This window comes from uncultured Sphaerochaeta sp. (genome assembly GCF_963676625.2).
GTDB lineage: Bacteria > Spirochaetota > Spirochaetia > Sphaerochaetales > Sphaerochaetaceae > Sphaerochaeta.
On the sequence record NZ_CAXXYB010000004.1, the window covers coordinates 890,349 to 912,143 of the forward strand.

Annotated in this window: 22 protein-coding genes; 10 read left to right on the plus strand and 12 right to left on the minus strand. The window is 43.7% G+C overall.

Annotation, left to right across the window (positions count from 1 at the left end; all coding sequences use genetic code 11):
• The 8 genes from ACHZBG_RS07205 to ulaG all read right to left on the minus strand — a co-directional run bounded on the left by ACHZBG_RS07205 (position 1) and on the right by ulaG (position 9,253).
• Positions 1-1,038 (minus strand): hypothetical protein, encoded by a 1,038-nt coding sequence (locus tag ACHZBG_RS07205; protein WP_320128771.1) that lies wholly within the window; start codon positions 1,036-1,038, stop codon positions 1-3.
• Positions 1,039-1,112: 74 nt separating this feature from the next.
• Positions 1,113-2,582 (minus strand): FGGY-family carbohydrate kinase, encoded by a 1,470-nt coding sequence (locus ACHZBG_RS07210; RefSeq protein ID WP_320128772.1) that lies wholly within the window; start codon positions 2,580-2,582, stop codon positions 1,113-1,115.
• A 14-nt stretch (positions 2,583-2,596) separates the two neighbouring features.
• Positions 2,597-3,256: a beta-phosphoglucomutase gene (gene pgmB, locus ACHZBG_RS07215; protein ID WP_320128773.1), complete on the minus strand. Its 660-nt coding sequence runs from the start codon at positions 3,254-3,256 to the stop codon at positions 2,597-2,599.
• A gap of 25 nt (positions 3,257-3,281) precedes the next feature.
• Positions 3,282-4,982 carry a glycoside hydrolase family 3 N-terminal domain-containing protein gene (locus ACHZBG_RS07220; protein WP_320128774.1) on the minus strand — a complete coding sequence of 567 codons (1,701 nt, stop codon included), beginning with the start codon at positions 4,980-4,982 and terminating at the stop codon, positions 3,282-3,284.
• A gap of 16 nt (positions 4,983-4,998) precedes the next feature.
• Positions 4,999-5,841, minus strand: a complete 843-nt coding sequence (locus ACHZBG_RS07225; protein WP_320128775.1) for a carbohydrate ABC transporter permease — start codon at positions 5,839-5,841, stop codon at positions 4,999-5,001.
• Between the two features lie 11 nt (positions 5,842-5,852).
• Complete coding sequence (locus tag ACHZBG_RS07230; RefSeq protein ID WP_320128776.1) at positions 5,853-6,746, minus strand: sugar ABC transporter permease; 894 nt, start codon at positions 6,744-6,746, stop codon at positions 5,853-5,855.
• A 72-nt stretch (positions 6,747-6,818) separates the two neighbouring features.
• Positions 6,819-8,078: an extracellular solute-binding protein gene (locus ACHZBG_RS07235; RefSeq protein WP_320128777.1), complete on the minus strand. Its 1,260-nt coding sequence runs from the start codon at positions 8,076-8,078 to the stop codon at positions 6,819-6,821.
• Between the two features lie 110 nt (positions 8,079-8,188).
• Positions 8,189-9,253 carry an L-ascorbate 6-phosphate lactonase gene (gene ulaG, locus ACHZBG_RS07240; protein WP_320128778.1) on the minus strand — a complete coding sequence of 355 codons (1,065 nt, stop codon included), beginning with the start codon at positions 9,251-9,253 and terminating at the stop codon, positions 8,189-8,191.
• 390 nt (positions 9,254-9,643) lie between these two features.
• On the opposite strand from ulaG, the gene ACHZBG_RS07245 reads away from it, so the two are divergent.
• A complete protein-coding gene (locus ACHZBG_RS07245; protein WP_320128779.1) occupies positions 9,644-10,432 on the plus strand; it encodes a DeoR/GlpR family DNA-binding transcription regulator in 789 nt (262 codons plus the stop codon).
• Between the two features lie 160 nt (positions 10,433-10,592).
• On the opposite strand, the gene ACHZBG_RS07250 is transcribed toward ACHZBG_RS07245, so the two are convergent.
• Positions 10,593-10,766 carry a hypothetical protein gene (locus ACHZBG_RS07250; RefSeq protein WP_320128780.1) on the minus strand — a complete coding sequence of 58 codons (174 nt, stop codon included), beginning with the start codon at positions 10,764-10,766 and terminating at the stop codon, positions 10,593-10,595.
• A gap of 69 nt (positions 10,767-10,835) precedes the next feature.
• Between ACHZBG_RS07250 and ACHZBG_RS07255 the strand changes: the two genes are divergently transcribed.
• The 4 genes from ACHZBG_RS07255 to ACHZBG_RS07270 all read left to right on the plus strand — a co-directional run bounded on the left by ACHZBG_RS07255 (position 10,836) and on the right by ACHZBG_RS07270 (position 14,507).
• Positions 10,836-11,984 carry an XRE family transcriptional regulator gene (locus tag ACHZBG_RS07255; protein ID WP_320128781.1) on the plus strand — a complete coding sequence of 383 codons (1,149 nt, stop codon included), beginning with the start codon at positions 10,836-10,838 and terminating at the stop codon, positions 11,982-11,984.
• Positions 11,977-12,447 (plus strand): type II toxin-antitoxin system VapC family toxin, encoded by a 471-nt coding sequence (locus ACHZBG_RS07260; RefSeq protein WP_320128782.1) that lies wholly within the window; start codon positions 11,977-11,979, stop codon positions 12,445-12,447. Before ACHZBG_RS07255 ends, ACHZBG_RS07260 begins: the two co-directional genes overlap by 8 nt.
• 440 nt (positions 12,448-12,887) lie before the next feature.
• Complete coding sequence (locus tag ACHZBG_RS07265) at positions 12,888-14,282, plus strand: ATP-binding protein (RefSeq protein WP_320128783.1); 1,395 nt, start codon at positions 12,888-12,890, stop codon at positions 14,280-14,282.
• 9 nt (positions 14,283-14,291) lie between these two features.
• Complete coding sequence (locus tag ACHZBG_RS07270; protein ID WP_320129234.1) at positions 14,292-14,507, plus strand: helix-turn-helix domain-containing protein; 216 nt, start codon at positions 14,292-14,294, stop codon at positions 14,505-14,507.
• A gap of 36 nt (positions 14,508-14,543) precedes the next feature.
• Here the strand turns inward: ACHZBG_RS07270 and ACHZBG_RS07275 are convergent, their stop codons facing one another.
• A complete protein-coding gene (locus ACHZBG_RS07275; protein ID WP_320128784.1) occupies positions 14,544-14,753 on the minus strand; it encodes a hypothetical protein in 210 nt (69 codons plus the stop codon).
• A gap of 257 nt (positions 14,754-15,010) precedes the next feature.
• Here ACHZBG_RS07275 and ACHZBG_RS07280 point away from each other — a divergent pair, with 257 nt between their 5' ends.
• Together ACHZBG_RS07280 and ACHZBG_RS07285 are read left to right on the plus strand one after the other, a co-directional pair.
• A complete protein-coding gene (locus ACHZBG_RS07280; protein ID WP_324292077.1) occupies positions 15,011-16,321 on the plus strand; it encodes an ATP/GTP-binding protein in 1,311 nt (436 codons plus the stop codon).
• A gap of 44 nt (positions 16,322-16,365) precedes the next feature.
• Positions 16,366-17,274: an RloB domain-containing protein gene (locus ACHZBG_RS07285; RefSeq protein ID WP_320128785.1), complete on the plus strand. Its 909-nt coding sequence runs from the start codon at positions 16,366-16,368 to the stop codon at positions 17,272-17,274.
• 85 nt (positions 17,275-17,359) lie between these two features.
• On the opposite strand, the gene ACHZBG_RS07290 is transcribed toward ACHZBG_RS07285, so the two are convergent.
• Positions 17,360-18,214, minus strand: coding sequence for a hypothetical protein (locus tag ACHZBG_RS07290; protein WP_320128786.1), 855 nt, complete (start codon positions 18,212-18,214; stop codon positions 17,360-17,362).
• A 113-nt stretch (positions 18,215-18,327) separates the two neighbouring features.
• Entirely contained in the window at positions 18,328-19,221 is an 894-nt protein-coding gene (locus ACHZBG_RS07295) for a hypothetical protein (protein WP_320128787.1), read from the minus strand.
• Positions 19,222-19,402: 181 nt separating this feature from the next.
• Here ACHZBG_RS07295 and ACHZBG_RS07300 point away from each other — a divergent pair, with 181 nt between their 5' ends.
• The 3 genes from ACHZBG_RS07300 to ACHZBG_RS07310 all read left to right on the plus strand — a co-directional run bounded on the left by ACHZBG_RS07300 (position 19,403) and on the right by ACHZBG_RS07310 (position 21,794).
• Positions 19,403-19,909, plus strand: coding sequence for a nitroreductase family protein (locus ACHZBG_RS07300; RefSeq protein ID WP_320128788.1), 507 nt, complete (start codon positions 19,403-19,405; stop codon positions 19,907-19,909).
• Between the two features lie 322 nt (positions 19,910-20,231).
• The gene (locus ACHZBG_RS07305; protein WP_320128789.1) at positions 20,232-20,477 is read left to right on the plus strand and encodes a helix-turn-helix transcriptional regulator; all 246 of its coding nucleotides are present in this window, start codon (positions 20,232-20,234) and stop codon (positions 20,475-20,477) included.
• 6 nt (positions 20,478-20,483) lie between these two features.
• Positions 20,484-21,794, plus strand: coding sequence for a type II toxin-antitoxin system HipA family toxin (locus ACHZBG_RS07310; protein ID WP_320128790.1), 1,311 nt, complete (start codon positions 20,484-20,486; stop codon positions 21,792-21,794).
• Position 21,795 lies beyond the last annotated feature (1 nt).

A 21,795-nucleotide genomic window follows, 5' to 3' on the forward strand; every position in this document is an offset into this window, starting at 1 on the left:
TCAGGCCTCAAACTCATAGAAGGCAATTTCATTGATTTCACGGTTGGTAGAGACAAGACACTCCTTGCCCTCCCTGGTATAGCGAAGCACGTTGGTGGATCCAACATCCTTGGCCAGTACCTCCACGCGATACTCCCCCTCTTCATAGCAAATACCCAGCAAATCCCTGCTCTCACCCTTGCGATGACCTACCACCGCATACGGCTTGCCAAACAGGAAACCAGCCCAAAGGGCATGGGCAAATTCAGCCGGCCTGGGATATTTGTATTCCATTTCATACACTTCATCTTTTTTCTTGAATAGGGAAATGGTGTCGCCATGGAAAGGAGAGAGAACCAGCATCTCCTTCTCTCCGTCTCCATCGAAATCGACAAAGGCGATATCACTCACAGGCTGGGAAACAAGCTGCTCAACAGTCCATTCCCGTTCTCCCTCCAGTGGAGGATAGATGGCAAAGACGCCGTTCTCACAAGAGACCACCGCATAGTCCCCCTTAGCATCCTGCTGTCGGATATACCCATGGTTTTTCAACAGACCTTCAACGATTACGGTGCCCTCAAGGTTACTCCACAAAGCAGTATCCCCAGGAAGGTCAAAGACGATGACCTGCCCTGGAGAAGACCAGTCATCCTTATATTGATGTCCGCTTTTAATGGTAGAAGCAAGCAAATATTGTTTTGAACCGCGTTGTAGGATATCAAAACGATGTACAAACGGAATTTTCATCAGTGAACGCACTGACCATCCCACTGTCTTGTCAGGTGCTACCAGAACAATTTCGGCATCGGCAGAATCATTGGGGGAGTACATCTTCTGCGAGGCTAAAAACACTCCATTGGAGAGTGGCACCTGGACAAGGGACATCGTCCCTCCCGGTTTTTCCCAGATGGTAGATTCCAAGTTACCTTCCAGATCAAACAACAGACACCTATCAATCTTCTCTGCGGCAACTACTATATGGTCGCGTCCTTCATAGGATAAGGACGTAATTGCATAACACTTCTCAAGTGGATACGAATTTTTCTTTATAAGTTTCATCTCATTCCTTTTTCGACTTGCACTATCGTTGGGATTCTCTATTCAGAGTTCACCATCTTCATCTCTTTATTTACTCAGGTATTTTCATATTCCAGGATCTGGAAACAAACCTCTTCATACAAACTGACAAATTCCTCTCGGGGCAAAAAATGCTTTACCGCATATGTCTTTTTGACTGCCTCATAGGCCGCTGCCATTGAGTCGTACATTCCCAGGGTAAAGGCCGCACTCATCCAAGCACCCAAGGCAGTAGCCTCAAAACCGAGGGAGGAAGAGACCTTCAAGCCAAAGACATCGGCCTGGATTTGGGAAAAGAGCTCATCCTTGGACAACCCACCGGAAAGCTTCACCTCTGGATAGGAAGTCCCGGTCACAGCAACCAGACAGTCAAGACCTTCAGCCAGGGAACAGGCGATCCCTTCCAGGACACCCCGAGCCAAGTCTTCTTTCTTGGTTCCCAAGGAAAGATTGAAAATTGCCCCTTTTACCTTGGCATCCCAGACAGGAGTTCCCTTTCCTGCCAGATGAACGGAAAACCGCAAACCCCGGGAACCAGGAGGGGAAGCCAAACTAGCCTCGGTAAAGTGCTCATACGGATGCATTTCGTCAGTTGCCTTGAAAAAGGTATCATTCACCCAATCGAGGGTCTTGCCCGTACTCAAGACAGAGCCTTCGATGAACCAAAGTCCAGGAATTGAGGAAACATTGCAATTGATGCGCATTCGGTCATCCAAGATCGGAAAAGGTGACAAGGTAGCCAAGAAAGAACCCGTGCCACAATTGGCCATCACCGAATGCTCGTCTATGCACCCCAGACCGAGGGCGGCACATTGTTGGTCCCCACCGGCTGAGACTACCGGGACAGGCTTCTTGAGTTTGAGCAAGGAAGAGACGCTTTCTGTCGTTTCCCCTACTACCGAACCGACCGGCACCAGAGGACAGAGCTTTTCTTTCTCCAAGCCAAAAAGATCCAGCAACCGTTCGGACCAGACAAGATTCGAGACATCAAACAAGCAGGTCCTGCTTGCTATGGAAGTATCGGTGGCAAACCGATGGGTAAGGAAAAACAATACATATTCACAGAACCCAAGAATCTTGTGACTTTTATCATACAAGGTAGGTTCCGTTCTTTTGAGAAACGCAATTTTCGGTGCAGAAAAGACCGGGGAAGGACGCATACCACAAATGGAATGGATCTCGTGCTCCCATTCTCGTACCCGTTCACAATCCTGCTCAGATCGTGTGTCTTGCCACATAATCGCCGCATGGAGAGCCTTTCCATTCTCGTCAACGGGAATGACCGAGGATCTTTGGCTGGTCACGCTCAATGATGTCACCTCATAACCGCTCTCTTGCAGGAATTGCCCGACAGAGGAAAGCAAGGTGACCAGGGAAGCTTCGAACGCCTCCATTTCCATCTCCACGAATCCCTGCTCCCGGTAGGAAAGGACGCTGTTGCATTTGCGTACGAATACCATTCTCCCTGCATCATCAAAGACAATTGCACGTACATTAGTCGTACCGACATCAATTACTGCTATCATAGTACTCCTACCATCTACCGTGCAGTCTTTGAAAACAAGGCATAGACCCGTTCGTCATCCAAGGTATCGACAACAAAGTCGGCAGAACATAAGGTATCCTGATTCCCGATTCCCACGGCAATCATGCCACCAAGCTTTGCAGCCTGGATACCGGCCACAGAATCCTCAAAGACCACACATCGGAAAGGCTCGATTCCACAAGCCTTGGCTCCGGCCAAAAATACCTCAGGGTCGGGTTTCGCCTTCGTTACGTTCGTGCCATCGATGATGGCAGTAAAGAAAGGAATAAGCCCAAGCCGTTGGAGAATTCCCCTGGCATTCTTGCTTGCAGAACCAAGAACGATGGGAATCTGCAAATCCTGCAAGTAATGCAGGACAGGAAGCACTCCCTTTAGGATATCCGACGGGGCAAGGTGCTCGATCAGCTGCAGGTACAGATTATTCTTCTTTTCCAGGATGGCAGGCTTTTTTTCAGGGAGCACGGTAAGGTTTCCCAAGTCCAGGAGAATATCCAGGGCCGCAGACCTGCTGACACCCTTGAGCAATTCATTCTGCTCCTCGGTAAAATCGAATCCATATTCTTTGGCAATCTCTTTCCAAGCCTGGTAGTGATACCTGGCGGTATCGACCAAGACTCCATCCAAATCAAACAACGCGGCTAAACATCTTTTCATGGCGTACCTTTCATCAATCATAACTTCAGAGCCTGGCATCGAACAGCCCGCAAAAAGGATCAACAGGAGACACTCCGACAAAAGGACTCCTTCCCATTAGCTTCTCCACGATTGCCTCAATGACATAAATATTGGGGGTATACCCGTTTATGCAGGTCTTGATCCGAGGAACATCCAACAACATATAGGGACTGTCCACCGAAACCAGCATAGTCGGGATTTCATTGATATACCGTGGGGTACTGCAGCCGCCGGGAGCTGCCCAGGTAATCCTGGATACCGTGTCGCTTCCCGAAGTCTTGACACTTGCATAGTAAATGACCAGGTCGAACCGAGCTGTCATCGATTCCACGCTGTTGCCGATAGGCAAAAGGGAGGCATCTCTTGCATCAAAAACTGTGACGACAAAACCCTCCTTCTCCAACAAGTGTCGAAAATGGACAGAAGTATTCGTTATAGGGTCATGGTACCCCCCCTTGTCTCCCAATACATGCAAGAGCACTCGCTTGTGCTTGCAGGGACTGAGAGGAAGAAGAAACTGGGTATCCTTAACCAAGGTTATCGCTTGGTCGGCACATTTACGCGCTTGCTTTTCATGTTCTTCCAAATGCAAGGGATCAAGGGAAAATTTCTTTGCAGGCAAAGGTTTCTCATGCACCTTGAGATGAGCCTTCAAGGCCAGGATATGGGTAACCGCATCGTCAAGGCGTTCCCTGCTGACCATACCATTTTTCACTCCATCCAGGACAGATTGGAAGTCTTCTTGCAAATCCACCGTGAAAAGCAGCATGTCGCACCCACTCGCTATTGCCTTGATCAAGGCTTCTTTTCTTGGCATCGCCTGCATGAAACCAGCCATGGTCGTTGCATCGGTAACGACCAGACCATTGAAGCCCAGTCTTTTTCTGAGTAACGTATACGTCAGTTCATAGGAGAGGGAACCAGGAAGGATAGCCTCATCCTTGATGAGCGGGCAAAGCTCTCTCGAATACTCGGGAACCATAATATGCGCGGCCATGATGGACTGCGCCCCATCCTCGATGAGAGTCTTGTATATCTTGCCGTAGGTGGCATCCCATTGCTCGACCGAACAATCGTTTATCGTCGCTACCATATGCTGGTCGCGTTCATCACGACCATCCCCAGGCCAATGTTTCAGGCACACGGCCATCCCTGCATCCATCAATCCCTTGGAAAAAGCACGGGAAAAAGAGAGAACCTTCTCAGGATCGGAACCGAAGGTCCTTGTATTGGTTATGGGATTATGGAAATTGGTATCGATATCGAGCACTGGCCCAAAATTCCAGTTCGAACCCAAGGCCAGACCTTCCTCACCACAGACTCTTCCAAGTTCATAGCCCCATTGGGTATCATTGGTGGCAGCTACTTGCATCTGGGTCCCGAAGAGCGTCCCCTCAGAGCAGATGCCATCACCACCACGTTCAAGGTTGCAGGCAAACAAGAGAGGAATGCGGGCACGCTCTTCCAGCTTTCTGAAATTACTTGCAACGTCCTTGGATGAAAGAGGGCTGGTCATGAAACTGCCCGGCCAAAAATCCAAGGCTTCCATCTTCTGCATCATCGATGCAACCGGTTCGTCTTTTATCAACACACAAAAGAGTTGGGAAACCTTTTGTGAAACAGTCATACCCGCAAGGGTTTTCTCAACCCACTGGCAATCCTTGTCCTGCAAGAAGAAGGGTTTAGCCTTAAGATCAATACCCATAGTACACTCCCACATGTCAGCCTTTCACACCTGAAGAGGTGATGCTTTGTTCAAAGAACTTTTGGAATCGCAAGAATATGATCAAGATAGGAATAATGGAAATAACGGAAGCCGCCATGATAGGGCCATACTCGGCTGAGAATTCACTGATCATATTGCGCAAGCCCAACTGTATCGTAAATAATTTTTCCGAATTGAGGTAAATCAAGGGCGCCAGGAAATCATTCCAGACCTTGACGGAACTGAGGATGATAAGCGTCCCGATTACTGACTTCGAAAGAGGCATGATGACTCGAAGGTACGTCCCGAATTCAGACAACCCGTCAATCTTGGCCGCTTCATTCAATTCCTTCGGTATGCGATCAAAGAACTGCTTCATCAAGAAGACGCCCATGGGGTCGAAGGCCTGGATGACGATCAACGCCATATGGGTGTTCGACAATCCCATCAGCCTGATGATGGAGAACTGGGGAATCATCACCACCTGGTAGGGAATCATCAGCGTTGCCAGATATAACAGGAAAAGCTTGTTCCGCTCGGGAAATTCAAGTTTGCTGAAGGCATAGCCTGCCAGACTTCCGGTGACCAACTGCAATACGGTAATGATGACCGTCAACTTTGCCGTATTGAGGAACAGACGAAGGTAATTTGCCTTCTGCCAGATATAACTGTAGTTCTCAAATTTCGGAACCTTGGGAATCCATTTGAAGGGAGAGGCAAATACTTCCAGACTATCCTTGAAGGAAGCACTGAGCATCCAAAGGAAAGGAATGATCATTGAAAGGGACATTGCAATGACAAAAAGATATTTCAGTACCCTTAATACCCTGGAGGTAGTTATATTATTTGTTTTTATCATGATTTGGTTACCTATATATCCTTTTGGCCTTTGAATTGAATGAGCGTAACCACCAGGATGCACAAAAACAAGACCATTGCCTCGGCAGAAGCAATGCCAAACTTGAAATTCTCGAATGCATCGGTAAATATCTGCAAGACCAATACGGTAGTGGCCCTTCCCGGCCCTCCCTTGGTCATGATGTACACAGGCGTAAAGACCTGGAAGGAATTGATGATGCACATGACCGATATGTAAAACGTAACCGGTCTCAACTGGGGAACCGTAATATGGATGAAACTACGGAAACCATTGCAACCATCAAGGGTTGCCGCTTCATACAAGGAGTGATCGATACTCCTAAGACCTGCAAGGTAGATGATCATATAGTATCCGATACCCTTCCAGATAATCATGATCATGACAGAGGGCAAAGCCCAATGCGCATCAGAAAGCCACGCAGGAACATTCACAAAACCAAGTGCGCGGAGAAAATCATTCAAGACACCATTCTTTGCATACAAGAATTGCCAGACAACGGAGATTGCTACGATAGAGGAAATATGCGGAAAGAAAAAAGCCGCTCTCAAAGGAGAGGAGAATTTTATGCCACTATCCAGGACAACAGCCATGACCAGGGAAAAGAGTATGATCAAGGGTACTGTCCCAATTGTATAAACAACGGTATTCCAGAAGGCAATCGTAAAACTCGAATACTGGAACAAGTGTATATAGTTTCTCAAACCTACGAATATAGGGGCGCTGGAACCATCCCATTTCGTGAAACTGAGACCAATTGCCCAGACCACCGGAACCAGGGTAAATATTGCAAACCCAAGGAAATTCGGCAAAAGAAAAAAGAAAGCTGTCTTTCTATTCCTGTTGATTACCCGGTTTGACTGGACTTGTTTTGCAGAACTTCTCATAGACCCACTATCTCCATTGTGAAAAAATCCGGTAAATATACGGGGTTTCCCCCGTATATCTTCCGGAAAAACTTAATACTGTTCGAGAATCTCGGCACGTCTTTTGTTCAGGTTGCTGGCCATTTGTTCGGCGGATTGGTTATCGGTGATAAACAATTCGAATTCCTGGTTCATTGCACCGGAAATAAGACCAAGGTAGGCATTCGCCTTTCCCAGACCATACGCATTGTTATTGGTCAAAGCTTCCTGGGAAGACTGATCCAGACCAGTGCTATTCTTGAAGGCTTCCATTACCGAGTCATCCATATAGCCAGGGACCAACATGGACTTGGCGACCGTAGTTGCCCCTTCCTCACCACAGAGGAACGTAAGCAATTTCCAGGAGGCTTCCAGGTTTTTGGTTTTTGCGTTGATCAAGACGGGAGTCGAGGTCGCAAAACCCTTTTTCGTCGTTCCTGCCCAATAGGGGGATTTGACAATTCCATAGCTGAAACCAAGATCCTGGGATTCAAGCAATTGGGTCAACCAGGAACCGTCATAGAACATACCCCATTTCCCTTGGTAGAAATAGGTCTGGTCCTTGGAAAGTGATACGGATTCAGCAAAATTTTCCCAACTGCCATTATCCATGGCGGCCTTGATCTGCTCTGCGGCAGGAATCAATTCGGAAAAATCACTTGTGGTGATGTCAAACCCGTCAACGGATCCTACGAGACAAGGAATGATGAACCCTGCCTTGGGAAAGAATGCACATCCATAAGTATCGTCATGGCTCAAGCCCTTTCCGATCGTGAAAAACTGCTCCCAGGTCATGTCGTTGGTAGGATACGAGACACCTGCTGCATCGAACATATCCTTATTGTAGTAGATGACCCAATCGTTGGTCCTGAACGGCAAGGCATACAAACCGTCATCAATGATGTAATGCTGGGCAAGTACCGACCCATAGGGGGCAAGGTCATAGTCATGGCTCTTGGCCACGGCATTCAGGTCCAAGGCGAAGTGCTTCTGTACCAACGTCGGGTAGGAAGTGTTGGATTTTGCAAAGAACACATCCACACCATCGCCTGAAGCCAACATGGTGGTCAGTTTCGTCTCATAGTCATTTGCCGAGGCATTGATGACCTCAACCTTGATATCAGGATATTTTGCCTGGAACTGGGAGATGACCTCTGGATAGACCGAGCCCTCCACATCATAGTCCCACAAGGCCAACTTGATGGAAGTCTCGCCTGACTGGGCCTTCGTCTTTTCACTGGACCCGTTCGCAAACACCATGATGCTTGCAGAACAAAGCATCATGACAAGAATAAACAAACCTTTTTTCTTCACTTTCTTTCCTCCGAACCTTTTATTTTTCATTCAGATACTGACTGGCAAAACCCTGTACGATTTTTTCAGCACTCTTTTTTGCTATACGGACAGATGCAAGCATCCTTGCATCACAATATTGACCTGAACGGGGTGTTTGGTTCCTGTTCAAAACAATCGCTGAATCCCCGATCATGATGGTATTGCCTTCTCTCCTTATCCCGGGGATAGACATATTTACCACCGACTTCCCAGATGAAGGGATGGAAACCATAGTCCAGACGATATTTCTTCATATCATAGAGCACTTCGATTTCATGGGGGTCGGCCATGAAATTCGTCCAGATATCGTAGTGGACGGGAATGACCACCTTGCACCTGAGTGCCTCGGCCATCCTGAGAATATCGCAACTGGTCATCTTATCGGCAATTCCCACCGGATTTTCGCCATAGGAACCGAAAGCTACATCAATATCGTTGTCCTTGCCATGCTTGGCAAAGTAGATTGAATAGTGGCTGTCCCCACTATGATAGATATTTCCCCCGGGGGTCTTGATAAGATAATTGACCGCCTTGTCATCCATATCGTTGGGACAGGTATCACGGATATCGACATAGCCGGGAGTGGTGACCAGACAGGTACGGTCAAAAGAATCCAGGGCATGGATTTCCATATCCTTGATCTTTATGACATCGCCGGGTCTTACGGTAATACAACGATCGGCAGGGACGCCCCATTCGATCCAGGTGCGTACCGATTCCTTGGGACCTATGAACGGAACCTTTTCCTCGATGTTATGCAAAACTGCGGAAGCATAGTTGGGATCCATATGATCCGCATGATAATGGGTAGCCAACACGGCATCAACATGCCGTACTTCGAAAGGGTCCAGTACAAACGGAATGGCACGTCGGTTCGGTTGCAACAACCTACCCCCGCACATATTGGCCATTTGATGCCCGGCAACCATATCCTTTGCCTTCTTGGTCCGTTTGCCATTGCCACACCAGAAATCAATGCTGATATTGCAATTTTCGGGAGTCTTGACCCATAGGCCGGTACAACCCAGCCACCACATGGCGACATTGCCTGCAGGAACTATCTCATTATCAATCTCTTCATTGAGCCAGGTGCCCCATTCAGGACAACTATTCCTGATCCAACTTTCCTTGGTTATTTCATCAACCTTACTCATCAAGTATCCTCCTTCGATCCAAACGCACGGAACATCAAATACTATTTCTTGTTACAAATACGTTCAAAAAGAAATTGTTTTTATACGATTTCTGAATATTATCCTAATTACGTTCAGAACGCAAGAAATATTTTTATTAATTTTTATGCATTTGTTTTCATATAAAAATGTTTATATTTCAATTTATTATAATAATTTATATATATTTAACATTAGAACAAGCAAATATTTTTGTAGCTTTCCATATATTACAAACAACCAAAACGAACATTTATATAATTCAAATAAAACATTATTTAGTCAAAATAATAGGAAAAAAACCGATTATTCTTTTCTATTGCCCCAGAAAAATGCTAGAATTGCAAAGAGAACAAAGAGGAAAATGAAACTATGGAAACATCCTTCAGTGAAAAACGCAAAGCCACGATATTGGATATGCTCGAAAAAAATGAAAACCTTTCAGTCATTGAGCTGTCCCGGACTTTCCAGGTTTCCCCTGTGACAATCAGGCGTGACCTTGAACTGTTGGAACAACAAGGAATCATAGAACGTTTTTACGGCGGAGCCAAAATAAAGGGTGCTTCAGGCGAAGACTCCTTATCCAACAACAAGTTGATCCTGCAAAAGGAAGCCATTGCACAAAATGCAGCCAAAATGGTTTCCGATGGCGATACCCTCTTCATCAATACCAGTTCCACGGCCATCAGGATACTCAACTATATAACGGCAAGCCATGTCACGGTAATCACCAACAATGCAAAGGCCCTGCAGGCAAAGCTCATCGCCAATGACCTGTCCATAGTCCTTACCGGAGGGGAGTTGCGCTTTCCCAAAAACTCGATGACCGGGGAGTTTGCCTTGAACAACCTCAACAAGGTCACCGTCGACAAATGCTTTTTGGGCTGCGCTGGCATTACCGTGGAGGAAGGCCTTACGACGAATATTTTGCAGGAAGCTTCCATAAACGAGACGATGCTCCGAAGGACGAACGGAACCCGGGTAATCGTTGCCGATCATACAAAGATCGGATTGCACCAGAATTTCATCTCCGGGAATCCTGATTTATTCGACTATCTCATTACCGATACCGGAGTGGATGACAAGGAAATCGCAAAGTTCCAGGCCAGGGGCATTACCTGTGTCCAGGTACCCGTAGGAAAAGCAAACCTGCAGAAATGATTTTGATTGGTAAGAAAAACATTGCTGCACTCGAGGTAGTTGCCAGCTTTCCTCCTGGGAAAAGCAAGAAAAAATTTAGCGAATCTCCTGAAAACAAGCCAAAGTAGCCTAAATTCTCGCAGGTAACGATAAAACCTATTTCGATTCCAAGCTTTGGCCACTACCTATCTTCTAATAAATATTCATCAATTTTCTTTACCTTGATGACCTCATCATCCTTTGCATCCTCAACCCCGTGAAAATTCACGAAAAGATTCTTTTCCAGGTCATACAGCCCGATATCAATATACCTGTACCCACCTATACTATTCGATGCAGATATGCTATTACTCATAATTACTTTATTAAAATTGTAAATTCATTTTTTAATATAGTTGTGGTATACTGAGCATGGAGGCTCAAAATGAATGTTGAATATATAGGAAAGAACCTTCGCAGGCAAATAAAACAGAAAGGCAAGACCATCCAGGAAGTTGCCCTGGCTGCAGGAATATCCAAAGTAGCCTTGTCAAACATACTGACCGGAAAAAGTACTCCAAAATCAGGGACCGTCATCAAGCTGGCCTCATGCCTGAATATTTCCATCGATACATTACTTGTCATCCCTGTCAGCTTGCATGCAATTCGGTTCAGAACTGCAAAAGTTTTAAGTCCAAGAGAGAAAGCATCGAAAGAACAAATACTATTGGATATACCCGTCTGGCTAGGAAACTACAGACAGCTTGAAAACTTGCTCGGAAAATCCTCAGGACTCTTTTTACCGGATGTGAAGGATCTTGATGAAATTGAAGCGGCACATTTGGTGAGGGATATTGCACAAATCAAGGCAGAAGCCCCTCTGTGTGACCTGGTGGGCCTTGTCTCACAGTTAGGAATCAAACTTTGGCTTCATGACTTCAAAATGAAACGAATATTTGGACTGTCAGTGGGGATTCCTGATGGAGGCCCTGCAATCATTGTCAACGACAACCCTGATATTTCCATTGAAAGGAAAATATTTACCATTGCCCATGAACTTGGGCACCTGCTTTTCCATCTCGCTTCCTACATTGCTCCCCTGGAGCACCTTGAAGAGAATGATGAGGAAGAGACGCAGGCAAATATCTTTGCAGGTGAATTATTGTTACCTGCTGCCGGACTGAAAAAACAATGGGAGCAATACAAGGGAATCGCATTCATCGACAGGGTATTGGCTATCAAGCACCTGTATAAGGTAAGTTACAAAACCGTACTATATGGGCTCATCAGGGATGGCCTCTACAAAGGCACCAGTAGTCAGCTTTACATAGACTTCTCACAAGGATATAGGGATAAATACGGTCATGACCTGAAAAACCACTATGAACCAAGCGAAGGCCAATCGTTTGTAGCAAAGATTGACATGGAACCATTACAGAAGTGGGATCTTCTCTCAACCGAATACCAGGGGCTTGTTCGCGATGCATATAGAAACGGATATATATCCATCACCAAAGCAGCTGAAATGCTTTCCCTTGATCTTTCTGCAATGAGAAAACTTCAGGCATCCTGGGAATACGAAGCAGATGAATAAACCTCTTCTGTGTGATGCAAACATACTCATTGATTATGTAAATGCTTCTCCAACGCTATTACTCAGAATTTCGCAATTCTATAGGGGTATCTTCGTACCTGATATCGTATATGCCGAGGTTACACCTATCAAAGAAATTGATCCTTCCGACTTAGGAATCATTCTGCTCGAGACACCTTTTGAAGAATTGGAAACAGTTGCAGGGTTATCCATTCAGGATTGTTGCTGTCTGTATTATGCCCAAAACGGTTATTATTGCGTAACAAATGATATCAGACTGAGAAAAACCTGCATATCCAAGGAATGCACGGTAATCTGGGGATTGGAATTGTTGTTGCAGTTCAACAAAGAAGGAAAAATATCCAAGCAAGAGGCCATGATACTTGCAACTAACATGCAAAAAGAAAATCCAACCCTGACGACCAGTATTCTCCGTGACTTTGAAACCAAACTCATTCCATAATAAAAAACCCTTCCTTTTCAATAAATCAAGATCCCTTGAGGACCTCCTTTTCTATCAAACTTGAAATCATTGAAGGCTTCATCGAAAACCCTAAAAAAGTGTACATGGCCATCCTTTTCAAGTCATACAGCTTGATACTTAAATAACGGTACATATTTAACTAAAGTCGTTGCAAACCACATAGGCAAGCTTGTCCGACTCTTCTTGATTCCCAAACAGCATCCATCCACTCCTACCCTTTAAATGTCGTAATTATCTCGACAACTATCTATTGTGAGGGCATCAAAGCAAAAAGGCACAGAGGCTTCTTTTCACTTGCTTCAACCTTGAAGTACCTACCTAAATTCAGACATTGAATTGTCCAATAGCAAATCTTAATTTGTCAAATTATAATTTGACAAATTAAAGTTTAACTAATACACTATTGCTATGAGGGTACTATGTTAATAAAACGAACAAAAGAACTTGAAATACTGAATACCGCCTATAAATCTGACAAATTGGAACTGATAATGGTCTATGGTAAACGAAGAGTCGGAAAAACAACCTTGCTGATGCAGTTCTGCGAAGACAAGAAAGTTATTTTCCATGTTACAACCAGTACGAACCCTCACCGTATACTTCAAGATCTTGCCAGGGATATCAATAGCGAAACAGAAACTGGGAAGCTTCAATTTGACACCTTTCAAGATGCCTTGGATACCATTGACACCCTATCAAAACACCAACGCCTTATAGTGGTCCTGGACGAATTTCCTATCATGGCAAAATCCTTGGAATCATGTATGGGTGACCTCCAACGCTACATTGATTTCCACAAAGAAAACAAAAACCTGACCATTGTGCTGTGCGGGTCCTCCCTCAGTTTCATGAAACAACAGATCGAGGACTATCAAAGCCCTTTATATGGAAGGAAAACAGCAAAATTATTCATACAACCCTTCACATTGTATCAGAGCAGGGAATTGCTTCCCAACCTTTCCTTGGAAGAACTTCTGCAAGTCTATTCAGTGTGCGGGGGAATAGCACAGTACCTACTTGCATTCTCATCAAACGAACCCATCAAAAAACAAATCAAGTCACTGTTTCTGCAACCACAGGGTGTTTTATCAAACGAAGCCATCCAACTGCTACAGATGGAAGTAAAAGATGTGGGCACCTATAGGGAAATTCTGGAACAAGTGGCAAGTGGGGTCAACCAAAGCAATAAAATTGGTGATAAAATACATAGGAGTCCAGCTGTAGTATCAATGGCCTTGGCCAATCTGGAAATTTTGGAGTTAGTAAAAAAGGAAAACCCCATAGGCAAAACCACCCGACGTGGACACTGGGTGATAACAGATTCCCTATTCGCTTTTTATTTCCGTTTTGTCTCGCCTTTTATTGGACTTCTGGACAGAGGGGCAACAGTTGGTCCTTATGCCTATTTCGAAAAGAATTACAACCAATATTTAGGCTTTGCCTTTGAAAAGGTATGTGCAAACCATCTCTTCACCCAATCCTACCCGTTTATAAAGATAGGAAAATGGTGGGGCCCAAATCCAGTGAAAAAGCAAGAAGAAGAAATTGATATCATGGCAGTGGAATTAAACGGAACAGTCCATTTTGGAGAATGCAAATGGACCAAGGAATACCTGGATTCAGCAGGCCTCGATACATTGATAGCCCGGTCGTATCTTGCAGAGCCAAACGGACCTCGCGAATATTGGCTCTATGCAAAATCGGGATTCTCCAAGGCTCTGCTGGATAAATCAAGACAGGACAAGACCATCCATCTTATTAGCTTGGGTGATCTATTCGTACCCATTTTGCCTCTTCCCCTATCATCAGACTGAGGACGTGCAATAAGGGACAAGAGAATGCAACTGGCAACCACCTTGCTGGAAAGCCATACTATTCCCATCAAGGAAATTGCTGAACGTACAGGCTACAGGACCCAGCATTATTTCTCATTCAGCTTCAAGGAGTATTTTGGCGTACCCCCTTCTTCCTGGAAAGAAAACAATATGCTTTCCAAGGAAGAATCAATCGAGAAAAGGCAAGGAAACCTCTGCAAATAAATTCAGGAACTTTGGCCTTCCCTTGTCCCTGTTCTTCTACTTGGATATTTTCCGTATACAGACAGTATCCAAATTCCTGTCATCAAGATTAGGAAAATAGGTAACTGAGTAACTAGCTCCATCAAGAGCTTGTTCAATGGTCTTGACAGAGGGACTATAGATGAAACAACCACCCTGAAACAACGAGTTCAATATTTCTTGGTACTTCTCTGTATAAAGCGTCAGTGTAGCATCCTGGTTGATCAAGCTCCCCCAGGTAGCCGGCAGGAAATGGTAGCCAAACCTGTTGTAGCAGGCTATTCGCGTATCATCGCTTACATACTGGTTGTTCTGAATATTTTATTTCGATTTTTTCGATAATATTTAAATATTTATTGCATTTTTCGCAACAAAAGGCTATAAATAGAATATATATTCGATTTTTTCGTAAAAGGATACCGGTTATGCTAATTCAATTCATAATTGAAAATTTCCTGTCATTTTCCCAAAGGCAGGAACTAAATTTGTTTGCAGGCAAATCAAGAGCGCATCAAGAGCGTGTTAAAGACATTGGCGACAAGAGTATTCTAAAAATGGCTGCTTTATTCGGGGCCAATGCCTCAGGAAAGTCAAATTTTATAAAAGCCCTCTCTTTCATGGACGAGACAGTAGAGAATGGGCACTTGCAACCAAACAACTCCAGACAGTATTGCCGAATTGATGCTACAAACAAGGTAAAAAAAAGTTATTTTGAAGTAGTTTTGTTGCTGGATGGATCATACTACAGTTACGGATTTGAAGCAGTCCTAAACCTTGGACATTTCACTTCTGAATGGCTAATGGAATTGGATGGAAAAGGCAAAGAAACAATACTATTTACGAGAAATCTTGAAACTGGAAAAACCCAGTTCTCACCTAATTTCCAGAAAGCATCAAAGGAAAGATTACAGGTATACGCTGATGACATGAAAGCCAATGCCGATGCTCTGTTTCTTACTGCAATGAATACCAACAAGGTTTCTTTATATAAGGATTTCGAGAATCTGCGTATATTCAAAAAAATCTATGAATGGTTTCTTCACGGTTTCCTAGCCAGCGAAGCAGGAGCCCCTGTTACCTCTGGGCCTCATTACCTAATTGAAGAAAAATTGAAACAAGTATCAGCTCTGCTTCAACATTTTGACACCGATGTCACCAAGATTGACAGCGAATACATCAACTTTTCAGATCTCTCCACCGATGGATTGTCAGGATTTCTAAAAAGGGAACTAGCTTTCTTTGAAGAAAAAGCAAAAAAAATGCTGGCAGTGGATAAATCGGCACAGGGATTTGCAACTTTATTGAGAACCAATAATGAATTTTTATGCCTTTCTATCGAAGTGGGCGATGAGAATCCAAAATTAAAAAAAGTGTTTTTTAGGCATTCAGCAGGAGAAGTGTTCAATTTAAGTGAAGAATCTGACGGTACCATCAGGATTATGGATTTGGCAGAAATCTTATTGACAGAAGAAGAAAAAGTATTTGTTGTTGATGAATTGGATCGCTGCCTACATCCCCAGCTCTCCTATGAGTTTATAAGGCTTTTTTTGGAACAAGCAGCAAAATATGATATACAACTGATTTTCACAACTCATGAATCATATCTGATGGACTTTGATTTATTGAGACGCGATGAAATCTGGTTTACCGAAAAAAAAGAGGGAATTTCCCATTTATATTCATTGGAAGAATTCAATGAAAGGATAGACCGAAAAATTGACAAGGCATACTTAGAGGGGCGCTATGGTGGGGTACCCCTTTTCTCTACTCTCTTTCCAATGGGAAAACTAAAATAAGAGTACAATCAAGAATACCTTTTGGAGACAGGACCTCAGGAACCGTGCAGAAAAGAAAGAAATTTTTCTTTGCATTCGAGGGGACAAATACTGAACCCATATATTTTAACGGATTATTTCGAAGTCTCCAAGAGTCAAGCACGCAACCATCCATTTTTGAAATACTGTTGTTTTCCAGAAAAAAGACCAGCAAAGGGAAAAGCAATCCCAAAGTGATCTTTGAAGAGATGGAACGCCATCTTAAGCAAAGAGTTCTTGTACAGGATATTACGTATCGGGAAATCGTCGATTATTACTTTGCTATACGACAACCTCAAATAAAGGGAAAAATAAAAGCTATTGCATTTAGGGCTGCACAAAAGATTCTATCCGAGAGGAACCTCAAAGAATCGTCCATCATTGAACATTCAGTTGCCGAATCCATCATAGCTGACCTAGAAGAATATTGCGAAACCCAACTATCACTTACAGGAAATATTGATACTATCGCAAAGGTATTTGAAAATTTCAATTGCGAAAACCTAACTTATGAACCAGAAATCGATGAGGTCTGTTTAATCGTTGATAGGGATTGCCATAGTTTTACAGAAAATCAATTTGACTTAGTTGTCGCAGGTTGCGAAAAAGCAAAATTCCACTTCTTTGTTACCAACCCTAACTTTGAGTTTTGGCTATTGTTACACAAATCAGATTGCAAGCAATTCCTTGAAAAGGATTTACTGGAAAACAAGAAAATTGGAAAATATACATTTACCGAAAGAATGTTATCAAAAATCCTTTCAGGATATGATAAAAGCAACTATTCCTTTGATACGTTCAAAGATGGAGTAGAAATAGCACAAACACATGCCAGACTCTATGAAACGACGCTAAAAGGACTCAAGTTCAAAATTGGGACGAACCTACCGGCTTTGTTTGATCTGATTAAGACAGAAGCAAACAATACAGCCTAGGCCTATCACGCCCCTTTTTGTCTTGACCATTGGACAAGCATTATTTCTGATACATAAATTCAATCAGTTCCTTGTTCCTGCCTGACTACCTGGACTTTTTTTGGATACAGACAGTATCCAAATTCCTGTCCTCAAGATTAGGAAAATAGGTAACTGAGTAGCTAGCTTCATCAAGAGTTTGTTCAATGGTCTTGACAGAGGGACTATAGATGAAACAACCACCAGGAAGCAACGAGTTAAGTATTTCTTGGTACTTCTCTGTATAAAGCGTCAGTGTAGCATCCTGGTTGATCAAGCTCCTGCGAAAATGGTTGGAAAAAGACATATGGGCGATGATGGTACCCCAGGTAGTCGGCAGGAAATGGTAGTCAAACCAGTTGCAGCAGGATATTCGCGTATCATCGCTTACATACTGATCGATTCCATAAAGATTTGCATGACCCTTCTCTTGCAGGAAGGTAAGCAATTGATGCTTTTTCCCACAACCGACATCAAGTATCGGTTCCTTCAGTACCAGCTCATCCAACCTGAGCAACTGGGATTGAAAACTCCCCGAGTATTCTGAACAGGGAATGAATATCTGCTCCTGATTCTCGGTATAAGTGTTGTGCTGAAGCGCTGCAATGAGTCTCTTCCTATGGTTTTGTACAATTATTTCCAGATTATCCATTGAAGTGCTGCTACTGACAGCAACCCCTCTCAAGTTCTTGATAAGATTCCGGTAGATGCTGTTGACTGCATCGATCGTCTCGTTTGACAAAGAGACATACTGGTTGTTCTGAACGCATTCCAGGACAAAATAATTATACAAGGATCCCGTCAGGCTCTGGATTTTCTCCTCAGTGTCGATTCCCTGGTAAAGGGACAGATTCTCACCAATGAGGTGCATAATGGCATTCTTGGTTTCTTCGCTGCTAAGATAGGTAATGATATTGTTCACTGTTCTTCAGACCCTTTTACCTTTGTATGTCGTTCTGCACAGGATCTTATAATTACTGGCAAGTGCGTATATTTCATTTAGATAGCGTAATTGCATCAAGCTTGCCAAGTATTCTACTCTTTTTTCCCTTCTTCTTCTGTCCCTGATTCTTCTGTTTCGTTCTTTGTTTTCTCTGTTCCTGCTTCTTCTTCTCCTGCTTCCTTTTCCCCTTCCCCCTCTTCCACTACCGTCGGGATGAAATGGGAAACAAAGGCATTGAGATTCCGTTTCTTGGCAAAGCTATAACCAAAAAGTGAAAAGACAAAAGCCCCGAGGAAATTAACGAAAAGATCCTTCATCGTGTCATACAACCCGATATCCAGATATCCGCCCAGTCCAAGCTCCTTCCCATTGACCACAACAGAATCAATCGGACTCAGGGTAATGACTTTCTGGGTGTTCGCGGGATCGAGGGTAACCGAATGGATGGCATGCAACACTACATCTTTTTGCATATCCGTATGAAACACCATATCCATGAAACATTCAAAGAATTCCCAGATGACCCCAATGGTCATAGAGAAGCAAAAAGCCACGATGACGACAAACAAAGGAGATAGCTTGAAGGTAAATCGTTCACTTTGGTTGAGGATATCCACCAAGGAAAATCCTATGGCCGCTGCCAAAAAACCATTTGCCGTATGAAGCATGGTATCCCATAACGGGACTGCCACATAATATGACTGCATCTCTCCCAGTATCTCAGCGGCAAAAACGAAAATCAACATGAGATTTTCCAGGGTATCGGGAATATCGATATCGGAATTGGTCTCTATCAGACTTGGAATGGCAAATAACATCAAGGTCAGCAAACAGAGAAACACATTCTCGTAGTTTTGGTTGAAAATCTGGGCAACAAGAATTACCAGGACCAAGGCCCTCAATACATAATGAACGATCATGGCAGAATTCCGTTCCTTGATCATCTGCTTGAACGGAAGGTTCCGAGGGCGTTTTAACTTCTTCATGACAATACCTTTCCTACTACTAAGTAACAGTAACCTATAGCATATACCATAACCTGGCCGTTTGTACCAGTTTAGTGGTATTTGGCATACTTTTATATGTTACCCTAAAAATATTTTCTTTATCCAAGACTGGTTCAAAACCAAAAAATATGTATATTCTTACCCAAGACGAGGTAAAAAAATGGAAACAATCAATAACAGAAGAAGCATTCGAGCCTACGAGGACAAACCGGTGGAACAAGAAAAAATCGAGAAGTTACTCAGGGCCGGTATGCAAGCTCCCTCGGCAAGAAACCAACAAGCCTGGGAATTCTTGGTCATCCAGAACAAGGAAACCCTACATATACTCTCCCTTACCAGTACCTATTCCCGCCTTGTTGAAAAAGCACCTCTGGTAATCATAACGCTGGGAAATGAAGAACGATTCACATCCCCTGAGAACTGGCAACAAGGTATGGGAGCAACCACCCAGAACATCCTTCTGGAAGCAGTTGAACAAGGTTTGGGGGCAGTATGGATCGGAGTTGCCCCTGACGAGGAACGAATGGACTATATACGCAACTGTTTTGGGTTACCCCAAACGCTCAGACCCTTCAACCTCATAGCCATCGGATATCCCATCAAGGGAACAGGGAACAAATTCGTGGATAGGTACGATGAGAAAAAAGTCCATTACGAAAAGTACTGAGAAGGCATCCGAGCAACCAAATCCGTAGGTGTTTTATCATATTTCTCATTGTGCACTTTTATAAAAAGTATTGTTTTTTTATAAAAGACACCTTCATCATGCATATAAACAGGCTCTTTTCCATAAAAGACGGAAAAGCTTTACGGCAATCCCTTCATTACCTCATCCAAACAAAAAGAATCCTGTCAAAAAAAGACAGACCCATGATTCTTGCCGGAAGAATATTTACCCTTTAAGGTATATTTCTTATATATACCCTAGAGGGTGTATTGACAATAAATACCTTGGAGGGTATATTCTTTATATATACCTTGGAGGGGATATGAACTATACCATAAACCTCATACAACAATTGGGACCAGTCTTGAAAGGAATTCGAAAAAAATCCGGGATGACCCAAAAGCAAGTAGCCGAAAAAGTAGGATTGCTTCCCAAAACCATCTCAGCTTTGGAAACAGGATCGCCCAGAAGCACACTCGACAGTCTCATGACCCTTCTGGGAGCCTATAACTACACCCTTGGACTTGTTCAAAAAGTTGAAGATTCTTCTTCAGCTTTTGATTGGTGACAAGGTATGGATAAAAAACTCTTTGTCTACATGAATGGTCTATTCGTAGGAACCTGGGAACAAGCACCTTCCTTGTTACAGTCCTTCACCTATGACCAGACATGGTTGAATAATCCCAAGGGCAGGGCAATCTCCTTATCCCTTCCGCTATCGGAAATAACCTATAAAGGGATATACGTCTCATCTTTTTTCGAGAATCTTCTCCCGGAATCCGAAACAGTGAAGAAAAAACTCCAAATTCGATTCAAGACATCCTCTACCCGCTCTTTCGAGCTACTGGAACACATTGGAAGGGATTGTGTAGGAGCTCTTCAAATTCTCCCACAACCAATCAAGACCTCTTCTGTACCGCCTGAAATCGGGGGAACCATCGTCAATGAACAAGAAATAGCCAATATATTGCGGGATATACGGGGTTTGGAACTAAAAGGAGAAACTGTCTCTTTGCGTGATTTTCGAATCTCTGTGGCAGGCGCACAAGAGAAAACCGCTTTTCTAAAGTACCAGGGACAATGGATGATACCCAAGGGAACTACTCCAACAACCCATATTTTCAAGTTGCCTATCGGGAAAATATACGACTTCATCGACTTTTCCGATTCAATTGAAAACGAATGGCTCTCTTGCCAAATCATGCATCACTTTGGAATTCCTGTATGCAAATCAGATATTTATAATTTCGAGGAACAAAAGGTCCTTGTAGTCGAACGCTTTGACCGACAATGGAGCCAAGATCAAAAACAGTTGATTCGTCTCCCACAAGAGGATCTCTGTCAGGCCTTGGGATATCCCTCGGATCAAAAGTATCAATCGGATGGAGGCCCCGGGATTCTGGAAATCATGAAGCTATTGCAGGGGTCAAACAGGGCCGAAGAAGACAGGATTTTATTCTTCAAGACACAGGTACTGTTTTATCTGATGGCTGCCCCTGATGGCCATGCAAAAAATTTCAGTCTCACCCTAGGGCCAAAAGGATCATTTCACTTGACTCCTTTATATGACATCATGTCAGTCTATCCACTATTCAAGAAGACCTCTTCTTCACTGAATCCTAAAAGACTAAAAATCGCGATGGGAGTCTATGGAAAGAATATCCATTATACCTGGAATAGCATTGCAAGAAGGCACTGGATTGAAACAGGTCATAAAGCTGGATTGTCCCAGCAAAAAGTTGAAGATATCCTTCAAGAAATCATCAGCCAAGTTCCTTCGGTAATTGAAGCAACCTATAAGAGCATCCCTCCTTCATTTCCAATTTCAATTGTAGATGCAATCTGCAGGGGAATGGAAAAGACAGCCAAGAAACTTGCCAACTGAA